Origin of the sequence: Acidovorax sp. K2F, assembly GCF_025246485.1 — a bacterium.
In the GTDB taxonomy this organism is placed as follows: Bacteria; Pseudomonadota; Gammaproteobacteria; order Burkholderiales; family Burkholderiaceae_C; genus Acidovorax; species Acidovorax delafieldii.
This window is the reverse complement of record NZ_JAOBSQ010000068.1, coordinates 1-10,524: the sequence shown is the minus strand read 5'-3', so window position 1 is coordinate 10,524 and position 10,524 is coordinate 1. Positions and strand designations below refer to the sequence as shown.

The window sequence follows — 10,524 nt, the reverse complement described above, 5'->3', positions numbered from 1 at the left end:
AGGGGTGCTGTCCAGATACGGGTCCACGTTGCTCACCCCGCCGGGGGCGTTGCGGCGGTAGGTTTGCTTGTCGGTTGGGCTCCAGGCGGCAGAGTCGGTCGGGTAGTTGGTGCCCATAACCCACTTGGGGGCGTTGACCAAAGCCGCTGCTGCAGCGGCCTGGGCGGTGGCCACGGCTGCGGCCTCAGCCGCCTCTACCGTGTTGTCATAGACATTGCCGACGAGCGGCCCGATCTTGGGCTGGAGTTCGTTCTTCTCCCAGTTGTTGAACGCTTCATAGGCGGCATCAAAAGTCTCGACGGGCGATGCCGACGAGGGGACTGTTGGCGCTGCGTCAATAGCTGATGGCGGTGCGGTGGGCATGGCGTCCTTTCGCGTTATGTGGGGAGGCCCCGGATTTGGAAATCGATGGTGGTGAGAGGACGCGAGTCGCGCACGGTGTCAGCCGTCTCCAGCGTGCCGAACACAAGGCTTTGCTCGAACCCCTGCGCGAGCGTGGGCGCGAAGGCCACGCCCTTTCCCAGAAGGCCGCGCAGCTGCACCAGGGCGTCGTCTTCGCCCTTGCCGTCCAGCTTGATCTGGCCGGCCATGTCGTACGTGCTGCCGTACAGCAGGGTGGTGCTGGAGCCGTCGGACTCCTCCTTGCGGTAGCTGTAGGCGCGCGGGCTACGGCGCAGGCCAGCCTGCACCCCACCCCAGTTAACGCCCGGCAGAAATCGCAGCTTGCCCACCTCGATCTGGCGCACGGCGCGCAGCTGGCTGCCACTGCCGGTGATCTTGACGACGACTTTGGCGGCGGGGTAGATGGGTAAATCGGTCACCAGCACCCGGTCGCGCAGGCGGCGCTGGCCATAGGCATAGTCCCAGTAGCCGTAGGCAGGCGCCTTGATGGTGCCGGTGCGGATGACCACAGGACTGGGCGAGGTGGTGGTGGGGTACACCTCCACCACCCATGACGCGCCGGCCATGCCAAAGATGGCTACGGCGTTGGCATAGCGCATTTGCAGGTGGTACTCGATGTCGGCGTCGGTGCGCTGCAGCACACGGTTTTCATGGACCAGCTTGCCGTCGGCGCGGGTGATTGGCCCCAGAGGGATCCAGCGCTTGGTGCTGCGCATGTCGTTCCACGATGCCGTGTCCACCTCGGGTGGGTCGGTGTTGGCACCCGTGCGCGCCACCGCGCAGCGGAATACGCGATGGAGGCCTGGGCGAATCACTTCGGCGCCGACGGCGTGGGTGCCTGCGGCCCAGGCCGTTTCACCAGGGCCCGGCTCTCCGATACTGCCCGCGAGGAACGAGGCATCTGTGAGGGGAATTTTTTCGATGTAGTACATGGCGCTTCGTCAGAGTGGCGTTTCGGACATGACCATGCCGTTGCCGTTGCGAGTGACGCGGGTCAACACATCGGCCGTCTGCGCGCCGGAGTCGGCGGCGTCTTCGCTGGCGGCGCGCAGGGCGGCAACCTCTTCGCGCAGTGCGCGGATCTCGGCGATCAGCACTGCGTTGTCACCCACGCCACCGGCATAGCCATTGGCCCAGGGATTGAAGGCCTTGGGGACGATGGCCTCGCCTTCGTGTATCTGCGCCAGCATGTCTTGCGGCACGTAGTTGGTGCCAACCGCAAATGCAGGAATGCCCAGCGCACGCGCCTTGTCCAGCACGTCCAGGTAGTTGTAGCCACCCACCGTTGCCAGGTCGGACAGCGTGTAACCGGCATCCTTTGCCGCCGAGAGCAGGCCCGCCACGTCGCCCGTGCCAGCAAACTGCGTCATCAGCCCAGAGGACAACCCCTCCAGAAGTTTCTGCTCGCCATCGGACACGGCGCTGTAAGTCGAGCCGAAGCCGCCGCCCAGGTACTGTTCGCGCACGTAGTTGCCGTTGGCGGCCTTGTCGCCAGGGCCGGGCTGCTTGCTCGGGGCGGAACTGCTGCCGCCAAAAGAGAAACCGCCGCCCGCACTGCTGCCGCCGGTGGTGGTGGTGTCTGCGGCTTCTGGCTTGAACAACTTCAGTAGCTCGGCCAGGTAAAAGTCCACCGTGCCGGTGAGCGTGGTGAGCCCTTCGACCGTCGCCTTGGCCTGGTCTTCCAGCCCCTTGAGCCGGTCCAGCTCTTTGTTGAGCACGGCGAGCTGCTGCTCTTCGATGGACAGGGACAGGTCTTCCAGGTTGCCCAGCGTGTTGAGCTGGCCGGCCAGCACCTTGGCGTCGTAGGCGCGCTCTGTGTCGTTGCGGTAGGTGCCACCGCTGATGCCAGATACAGCGGCATCCACAGCACCAGAAAGCCCGGTGTAGTCGGCGAGCCGACCGCCCGATTGCAAGCCAGCAATGGCGCGCTCGATGTACACCATGCCCTGTGCTGCCAGCATATTGCGGCTGTCATCCACGCTGCCCAGCAGATCGCGCGCGGAGCCGCGCAGCATGTCAACCAGTGAGCGGCCCGCATCAATGCTGGCCTGCAGGATGCTGACCTGCGCGCCAATGGCATCGCGGTCGCGGCGCAGCGCCTGTTGGAACAGGTCGCTGGCAGAGCTGCGCTGGCGCTCCAAGGCCTGGGCGGCATCCTCTGCCGCCGTGGTGATGCCAGCAAAGGCCCCGGCCAGCTGCAGCAGCGTGGCGTAGGTCTTGCGGCCTTCTTCGCTCAGGTCTTTTTCAGCCGTCTCCACCAAGCGGCGGTATTGCGCGCGCGCATCGGTGGCGTTGATGTCGGGCAGCGTGAGGTTGAGCGACGCGAGCTGCTCGCGCAGCTGGCGCTGCATGTTGGCGCGCTGCTCCTCTGGGCTGAAGAAGTTGCTGTAGTAGGTGCCCAAGTTGCCCAGCAGCTTGTCGAAGCCGCCAGACACTTCGGCCAGGCCTGCAGCGGCATCGAAGCTCAGGGCGGCCAGCGTGTCCAGCCCCATACCCTTGAGCGCGTCCTTGAACTGGTTCACACCCACGATCTGGGCGTTGATGGTCTCCAACAGCTTGTTGGCAGCCTCTTCACTCAAGCCCTCGGCGTCCACACCCTTGAGCAGTTTCTGCACGGTCTCCGGGATGTCGGTGACGGACTGCAGCGCCTGGATGGTGGACTGCTTCAGGTCGAGCGTGAAGTTCTCCAGCGCGGTCTTGAAGTCCGGGCTGTTGGTGCTGAATTTCTCGTACAGCGTGCCCGCGTAGTTGTCACCCTTACCGCTCTCGCCAAAGGTGGTGCCGTCGGACAAGATGCCGCCGGCAAACACACCGCCCCGGCCCTTGCTGGAGGTCTCCAGGCCCGCAGAGAAGCCCGTCAGCGTGGCCTTGCTGCCCAGCGCCTTCAAGAAGGCGTTGATGCCGCTGGCCGTGCCAGAGACTGCATCGCGGATGGCCTGCTCGTTCTGCACCGGGTCGCCTTCCAGGCGGTAGGCCTGGCCTGCGATCAGCGCGTTGCGCTGGCCGTTGGAGAAGTCGCGGTCGAACTGCTGGCCCTGGTAGGTGTAGGTCTCACCCCGGCGCTGGTTGGTCACGCTGCCGTCGAAGGCCACGCCGAACTGACCGCCCGTGCGGGTTTCGCCCTTGGTGGCTTTGGCAATGGCCATCAGCGCGCCCACGCCCAGGGCAATCGGGCCCAACACGCCCATGATGGTGCCCAGCCCGCCAGCCGTAGCACCGGAGCCAATCAGGCCGCCACCCAGCTGCAAGCCGCCGATGATGTTGCCGCTCATCAGCTGCCCGAGGCCTGTGGTAAGACCCGCGCCGAAGTTGCCAGCAATTAAGGATGCCCCCGAGGCGAGGGTTCCCAAGCCGCTGAGCGCCGAGCCGCCGGATGCAGCAGCCGCAGCCCCTCCTACGACGGCACTCGCGCCGCCGCCCAACAAACCCAGCAGGTTCCCGACTATGTTCACCACGAAAGGCTGCGCAAACGCCTTGTACAGCGTGTCCGCAACCGTGGTCTTGAACGTCGTGGCCAAGCTCTTGGTGAAGCTCTTCCAGCCGTCCTTGCCGCTGTTGAGCATGTCGGCGAAGCCCTGGCGGAAGATGTCGTCGTATTTGCCGACGGATGTTTTCCATTCGTCCAGGAACGCCTTGTTCGCAGCATTCGCCTTGGCGATGGCTGCGCCTGCTTCGAGCTGGGCGATGCGCGCGGCGCGCTCGGGGGTGTCACCCTCCAGAGCCTTCACCTCGGCGATCTTCTTTTCCAGATCGAGTTGGATGCGCAGCTGCTCAAGCGCCGTGTTGCGCGCCTGCTCGGACTGCCCCATGAGGCCGAGCTCGGCCTGCAAAAGTTTGTTGCTTTCCTCGATGCCCTTCACGTACTCGTTCACGAGCTGTGCGGAACGGTTAGCGCCCTGCTCTGTGTGCAGCTTGCGCAGTGCGGCGGCCTCGTCCAGGTAAGCCTGGGCCAGCTTTCCAGAAACATCGACACCGCTCGCCCACAGCGCCAGGGCTTCAAGGCGGCGGGCCTTGTCCTCGACCTGCAGCTGATTGTGCTCGCGCAGGGCGTCACCGGTCAGGCCGATGGCCTTGCCTTCAAGTTGCGCCAGGCGCACCTGTTCCTGCGCCGCTCCTGCGGCTGCCAATTGCTTCGTGATCCGGTCGCTCAGTGCGTCGCTGTACTTCTGCTCCGCGAGCGTGGCGTCCGCGCGCAACTTCGCCACCGTCTGGTAGTAGTCGCGCTCGGCGTCCTGCATCTGGCCCGTGATGCGGGCGATTTCTGCCTGGGAATTTTTCTTCTTGGTGGCTTCGGCGAGTTCAGCGGTGAAGTTCGCTTTGCGCTCCGCCCAGACCTCCTCTTCCTTGGCCAGCGACTCCTCGACCGCATCCAGCTCGGACTTTGTTCCAAGCTTGGTGAGCAGCCCCAGCGTGTCATAGAACGCCTTGCGGTTGTCGAGGATGGCCTTGTCGTTGTTCTTGTAGGCCTGCAGGCGCGCCGCCAGGGCGTCGTTCAATGCGGCATCCGCCCCAGAGCCACCGCCAGATGGAACAATTGGAGCGGCCGTGCTGGTGTCCCCGAGGCTTCGAGGATCGGCGGCAGTCCCGCGACCAGCGCCAGCTTTGCTATTCAGGTAGCGGCTGTTCAGCAGATCGCGCTGGAACTTATCGAGCTCTGCGCGCGCACGCTTCCCGTCCTCTTTCACCGCCTCGCTGATGGCAGTGAAGCCTTTGAAATTGAGCGTGGCCAGGGCCGCAAACTGCGCTCCAATGGCTCCGATCTCACGGCCGATGCCCTTCAGCACGAACATGACATCGGAATACAGAATGACAGAGGCCTCGACCACTGTTCGAACGCCCGTGCCGAGCATCTGGGCGAGGCTGTTAGACCCCTCTCGGGTTTCGATGAACGCCTGCGTGAGTTGGTTTAGCGTGGGCAGCAGTTCACCGGCCACTGCGAGGCGAGCGCCCTCCGAGCTCAACTGGATTTTCTTCAGGCTATCGTTGAAGTCCGCAGCCTGCTTCGCCACCTCGCCACCAAAAACGGCGCCCAGCTTTTCGCCCTCGACGCGCAAGGATGCGATGCCCGACGCACCTTGGTTGAGCAGCGGGATCAGAGCTTCGCCCTGCTTGCCGAAAAGTTCGATGGCGAGGGCCGACTTCTCGGCGCCGTCGCGGTAGCCTGCAAACTTGGTGGCGATGTCCGCAAGAACGGCGTCTTGTGAACGCAGCGACCCGTCCGACTCGCGAATGCTGACGCCGACTGCCTTGAAGGCGGCAGCCTGCTCTTTTGCACCACCTGCGGCTGCAGCCATGTTCTGGCCCAGCTTGCGAATACCCGTGCTGATGCTTTCCAGCGGCGTCCCGACAACCTCACCGGCGTACCGCAGCGCGGAAAGCTCGCGGACCGCGATGCCAGACTTTTCCGCCATGTCGTCCAGGTTGTCCGCTACGTCAGCGGCAGCCTTCACGCTTGCACCGGAGAATGCTGCAGACAACACCAGACCAAGGGCGCCCATGGCGCGAGCGGCCACAGCCGAACTGTCAGCAACGGACGAGATACTCTCGCGCAGCCCCTTCTGGGCCTTGGACGCGTTTTCTGCCTTTTCCCGGGCTGCATCGAGTTGGTCGAGCCACGGCTTCAGTGCACCCATGTTTGCGCCGCGCAGACGAGCGATGCTCTCCTGGTACTGACGGGTCGCAGTGCCCCCAGCTTCCAGGGCAGCGATCTGTCGCTGCAGGCTGGCAACCATGTTTTTCGTTGTGGACTCGACGCGGCGGCCGGCCTCATCGCTACCGGCACCGAAGCGCCGGAATCCCTTTTCGCCCTGTTCCCCAACTTGGTCAGCGGCCTGTCCGAGAGAGGCGAGCGAACGCTTGGCGCGCGAGACGCCTGTCTCGACACCATCAGCATTCGCTACCAGCTTGATCTCGTCTTGCATGAGGTGTCCACAATGAAAAAAGGCCCGCAGAAGCGAGCCTTGAAAAGAAAAAACCCGCCGAAGCGGGTTGAAACTACTTGCGCATTCGTCCGACCAATCGACCGAGCGCCCTGCCAGCGTTGGCAGCTGCTGCCGATGGCGGCCTCGGAGGCTCTGGAACATGCCCAGTCGCCGATGCAACTTGCTGCCCCAGCGGAGACGACAATGGGACTAGGTTCTCACTGCCGCACGCCGTGCACACGTCGCGTTTCGAAGTCAAACGCCAGACCGAATAGATCAAGCCGGGCACGAGGAAGCAGAGCCAAAGCACGACTTCCAGCAGGAATGAACCACGCGCGACAGTCTTTCCTTCGCCCACCGTTCCGCAGTCTTTGCAAACACGCTCCATGACGCCTCCTTCTAAGAAGCGCGCATGGTAACTCCCAGTCCATCCATGATCACTGTGGCTTTGGCTTCGGCGCATGCTTTCGCATCGTCTCGATGGCCGCGATTTCCATCACCTGCAGCGCATCTACCAACTCATCCCACTCCCCGGGCTCCAAGCCCATGCGGTCGATCAGGGGATAGATCGCCTCCCAACGCAGGCCCGTGGGCACCCCCCCCATAGCCCCATACATCCATCGGGTGCCCACCCGCCTGAATGCATCCATGGCGCGTTCGTTGTCCGGCCACACCTCAAGCGTCTCGCTCTCGTAGTCCTCAAGCTCCCAGCCTTCGGAATGAGCCTCCGCCTCGGTGTAGGCTGGAACGTAGAACGCGTGGGCTATGGCTTCGAGTTTCCCACCTGGCCGCGGAAAATGGCACGGTCATAGGCGTTGAGGATCGCCTCCATGGAACCGGCAAATTCGTTGTCCAGCGCGGTGATGTTGGCGGCAGAGAATTCGTCCTCAAGTTCCCAGCCAATGGCGAACTTCATCACGATGGTGGTATCCGCCTCCAGAGCTTTGTCCACTGCGGCAGAGAACCCGCTTTCGGCCAGGGTCTTCAGCACTGCGGCACGCATCTCCGCCCGATCTACTACCTGCGGAGTTTCGGCGCGCTCGGCATCCTTGCCCTTGCCTCCGGACTTCTTCGAGGTCTGCACTGGCTTGCGTTCTTCCGTGGTCTCGTCGGCCTTCAGCGTCGCCTCAATGGCTTCACGCTGGCGGGCGTCCTTGATTCCCGCCCATTCGGTCTTCTTGAGCGCCTTGCAGCGCAGAGTCAGGCGCGCGGGGGTGCCGTCGAGCTTCTGGATATCGACCGGCATATCGAACTCGGGGGCCTGGCTGCCCAAACGCTTCAGCACGAATACGGGAACGGTGTCTTTCTTGGCTTCGGTCATGTCTTTCTTTCGCAGAGTTGAAAGCCCGTGCGCACCCCCGCCGCCCTGCGAAAGGCGAACGAGGATGCGTCGGTGCGGGTTGTGGGCCTATGGCCCGGGAATCACGAGGGGTAGCGGGTGCTGACGTTCTGGGCGTTGAACGTGCCCTTCACGACCACCGCCTGGCCTTCGGTCAGGGTTTCTTCTTCGTTGAAGCTGACCTTTGCGGGAATCAGCGAGACAGCGCCCGACTTCGCGCGGCGGCGCACCACCGTGAAAGCGTCGGTTTCGGAGAGCGTCTTCAGCGCCTCGTAGGCTGGCGTGCCGATCATGTCGGCGTCCATCTCGAAGGTGCGCTGCACAGCGGAGAAGCCGTCGTTCAGCACGATTTCCACATCGGACTCGATGAACTTCACAGTCACGGTCTTGGCTTCGCCACCGCTGGAGCTGTGGTTCATGGTCTTGTCCAGGTCAACCCAGGTCGAGACCTTCTGCACCGTGCCCGCGCCGCCACCAGGAGTGAAGAACTCGGTGTTGGTGGTGTTGGCGCGTTCCAGGATGAACGAGTCAGTAGTGACGCCCTTGATGCGGAACGCGCGAGCGTTCAGCCGGCCCCAGGACGAGAACATCACGACGATGTCGCCGTTGCTGTAGCCGTGGGCCGTGGAAGAGACGACAGCCTCGGCCGCGTTGGTGACCGCAGTCACCGTCTTGGCGTTAGCGAGCAGAGTGGCGACCGAGTGAACGGTGCCGGTAGGGGTACGTGCCATGGTGGGCCTTTCGCGATGAAAAAAGCCCCTTCCGGGGCCGATTTCTGCGAGGCGTCATGGCTGCGAGTCCCTGGTGGGAGTGGCAAGCCTGCGAGGCAGGGTTGAGGAAACTGGTGTTACTTCTGGGTTTGCTGTTCCAGCCAGCGCTCCCAGGCACCGATACAGCCTTTGATCAGGCGGATCAGCGTGTGGTGAAGTTCTTTTGTTGCCGGGTGCATGTCATCCTCTCAGCGTGGCGCCCAGATCGAGAAATCCTGCCGGGCGCCGTATCGTTTGGTGTCTTGCTCGTAGTCGGAAACCCGGCCGCCGAGGGGTTCTGTCTGCAGATCCACGGCGTCGATCAGCGCCTTCTCAGCCAGCTTGGCCAAGGCCGTGACATCGACCCGGCGAGCCCCCCAGGTGGCAATCTGGATCCGGCAGCCCTCGTGGTCGGGCAACGTCCCTTCCTGGAACACGAGCCCGGCCCCGCCCACCTGCTGGTAGACGATGTACGGCAACACGGGGTTGTCGGGCGCTACGTCGGGATAGGCCCGGCCACCGACCAGCGGGGACAGCGCGGCGGCAATCAGCGTATCGATGCTCATCTCTGCAGTTCCTCCTCGACAGCCGACCGCATGACCTCGCGCACGGCGCTGAGGGCGCGCGGGTGGGCCGAGTCGTAGCCCGGTCGCAGGAATGGCTTTGCAGCCATCTTGCTGGTCCCGTACTCCAGGAACTTGCCGTAGAAGGCGTGCGACTTGTTCCAGCTCACCCGATAGGTGGCCTGGCCCTCGTTGCTTTCGCCTTCCACAAACGCCTGATAGATCGCGCGCCGGAGCGTCCCGGGCGTGTAGACCTTCTTGCCGCTCTTGTGCGGCTGCGCACTCATGGGCACCCGAGCCTTGAGCTCGTCGTGGTACACCTGAGCACCGGCCTGGGCCGCCTTGCGGGTGTTCTTCTTTGCTGCAGCCGTGAGCCGGTCCAGCCGGGCGTTGATCCCGGACAGGTCAAAGCTCGCGCCGATCACTCGGCCACCCCGCACACCAGGTCTACAAACTCGCGCCCAGCGTGGTCAGGAAGCACAGCGCCGATCTCGTAGATCGTGGTGCCGTGCACCGCTCGCATGCCCGCCTTGATGTCAGTGCGCCAGCGGATGCGGATGGAAGTTTTTACGACCTCCGCCTGAGCATCTGCCCGGATAGCGCCCATGCCGGTCGGGTTGCGGATGTCCGCCCAGACGGTGGCCACGGGGGTCCACACCTCCAGCGGCTGGCCGCCTGCGTCCTGGGATGATGTCTGGCGCTCGATGATGATGCGGTGTCGCAGATCTCCGGCGCGCATCTCACACCCCCATTCCGACCCGGTACGGCTGCAGTAGCCGCTGGGAGTTCACCGGCAGCGTGGCTACCGATACACCCACGGCAGCCTCCTCCCGGTTGTGGAACAAATGCCCCACCAGCAGCAGAATCGCGGCTTTCACCGCAGCGTTGAGCACCATCGGCTCGGCCGGTGGCGCTTCCGCGGCTGCGTCCATGGCGGCCTGGTCGGCGTACACGTTCCGGTTCAGGAACTCGACCGCCGAGGCCTCGGCTGCTTCGATGTAAAGCTGGATCAGGGCGTCCTCTGCCGAATCGTCCACCCGAAGGTGCAGCTTCGCCGTTGGTACGTCCACCAGCGACATCAGGCGGCTCCGTCCAGCAGGGCGGCCAGTTCCGCCTTCTTGGCGCCATCAGGCACGGCGATACCCCTGGCTTCGAGCGCGGCCTTTAGCTCGGGCACGTTCAGGCCGGCCGATGGCTTGGCGACAGGCTCGGTGTCGGCGGGCTGCAGGTCGCGCGCCTTGACCTGGCCGCGCACAGCGCAGCCGACATCATCGACCAGGTGCTTTGCCATGTCTTCGCCGACGCGCATCTGGTCGCCAGCACCGAACGCGCCGATGGCGGAGTTCGAGCCGAAGGTGGTGAAGGTGATCCATTCCATGATGGGCTCCAGTAGTTGAGGGAGAAGGGGCGGACCGGAGCATGAAGCCCCGGCCCGAGCTCATCAGGACGCGGGAGGCGTCAGATCACCACCGCGCGCGGCGGCCGGGATCTCTGTGGCCAGCGCCAGGCGGCGCTCGGCGCGAACCGTGATCAGGTTTTTGGTGAAGTTA

General features: G+C 64.1%; 10 protein-coding genes and 1 pseudogene. All 11 read right to left on the bottom strand.

The features are described 5' to 3' along the window. Window positions 1-363, bottom strand: a pseudogene (locus tag N4G42_RS24920) (hypothetical protein); the annotation flags it as partial. 14 nt (window positions 364-377) lie between these two features. Next, window positions 378-1,334: a hypothetical protein gene (locus N4G42_RS24915; RefSeq protein WP_260669095.1), complete on the bottom strand. Its 957-nt coding sequence runs from the start codon at window positions 1,332-1,334 to the stop codon at window positions 378-380. Window positions 1,335-1,343: 9 nt separating this feature from the next. Then, window positions 1,344-6,323 (bottom strand): hypothetical protein, encoded by a 4,980-nt coding sequence (locus N4G42_RS24910; RefSeq protein ID WP_260669094.1) that lies wholly within the window; start codon window positions 6,321-6,323, stop codon window positions 1,344-1,346. 437 nt (window positions 6,324-6,760) lie between these two features. Further along, window positions 6,761-7,090 (bottom strand): DUF1799 domain-containing protein, encoded by a 330-nt coding sequence (locus N4G42_RS24905; RefSeq protein ID WP_260669096.1) that lies wholly within the window; start codon window positions 7,088-7,090, stop codon window positions 6,761-6,763. Beyond that, the gene (locus N4G42_RS24900; RefSeq protein ID WP_260669093.1) at window positions 7,087-7,644 is read right to left on the bottom strand and encodes a phage tail assembly chaperone; all 558 of its coding nucleotides are present in this window, start codon (window positions 7,642-7,644) and stop codon (window positions 7,087-7,089) included. Before N4G42_RS24900 ends, N4G42_RS24905 begins: the two co-directional genes overlap by 4 nt. A gap of 101 nt (window positions 7,645-7,745) precedes the next feature. Then, window positions 7,746-8,393 carry a phage tail protein gene (locus N4G42_RS24895; protein WP_260669092.1) on the bottom strand — a complete coding sequence of 216 codons (648 nt, stop codon included), beginning with the start codon at window positions 8,391-8,393 and terminating at the stop codon, window positions 7,746-7,748. A 227-nt stretch (window positions 8,394-8,620) separates the two neighbouring features. Then, entirely contained in the window at window positions 8,621-8,977 is a 357-nt protein-coding gene (locus N4G42_RS24890) for a DUF3168 domain-containing protein (protein ID WP_260669091.1), read from the bottom strand. Beyond that, window positions 8,974-9,414, bottom strand: a complete 441-nt coding sequence (locus N4G42_RS24885; RefSeq protein ID WP_260669090.1) for an HK97-gp10 family putative phage morphogenesis protein — start codon at window positions 9,412-9,414, stop codon at window positions 8,974-8,976. The genes N4G42_RS24890 and N4G42_RS24885 overlap by 4 nt, the downstream gene beginning before the upstream one ends. After that, a complete protein-coding gene (locus N4G42_RS24880) occupies window positions 9,396-9,713 on the bottom strand; it encodes a phage head closure protein (RefSeq protein ID WP_260669089.1) in 318 nt (105 codons plus the stop codon). The genes N4G42_RS24885 and N4G42_RS24880 overlap by 19 nt, the downstream gene beginning before the upstream one ends. 1 nt (window position 9,714) lies before the next feature. Then, window positions 9,715-10,053, bottom strand: a complete 339-nt coding sequence (locus N4G42_RS24875; protein ID WP_260669088.1) for a head-tail connector protein — start codon at window positions 10,051-10,053, stop codon at window positions 9,715-9,717. Beyond that, window positions 10,053-10,352 carry a HeH/LEM domain-containing protein gene (locus N4G42_RS24870; protein WP_260669087.1) on the bottom strand — a complete coding sequence of 100 codons (300 nt, stop codon included), beginning with the start codon at window positions 10,350-10,352 and terminating at the stop codon, window positions 10,053-10,055. Before N4G42_RS24870 ends, N4G42_RS24875 begins: the two co-directional genes overlap by 1 nt. Window positions 10,353-10,524 lie beyond the last annotated feature (172 nt).

Bases quoted from the DNA above. Each gene is read 5' to 3' on its own strand.
- N4G42_RS24915 (WP_260669095.1), bottom strand. From the start codon at position 1,334: ATGTACTACATCGAAAAAATTCCCCTCACAGATGCCTCGTTCCTCGCG.
- N4G42_RS24910 (WP_260669094.1), bottom strand. From the start codon at position 6,323: ATGCAAGACGAGATCAAGCTGGTAGCGAATGCTGATGGTGTCGAGACA.
- N4G42_RS24900 (WP_260669093.1), bottom strand. From the start codon at position 7,644: ATGACCGAAGCCAAGAAAGACACCGTTCCCGTATTCGTGCTGAAGCGT.
- N4G42_RS24895 (WP_260669092.1), bottom strand. From the start codon at position 8,393: ATGGCACGTACCCCTACCGGCACCGTTCACTCGGTCGCCACTCTGCTC.
- N4G42_RS24890 (WP_260669091.1), bottom strand. From the start codon at position 8,977: ATGAGCATCGATACGCTGATTGCCGCCGCGCTGTCCCCGCTGGTCGGT.
- N4G42_RS24880 (WP_260669089.1), bottom strand. From the start codon at position 9,713: ATGCGCGCCGGAGATCTGCGACACCGCATCATCATCGAGCGCCAGACA.
- N4G42_RS24875 (WP_260669088.1), bottom strand. From the start codon at position 10,053: ATGTCGCTGGTGGACGTACCAACGGCGAAGCTGCACCTTCGGGTGGAC.
- N4G42_RS24870 (WP_260669087.1), bottom strand. From the start codon at position 10,352: ATGGAATGGATCACCTTCACCACCTTCGGCTCGAACTCCGCCATCGGC.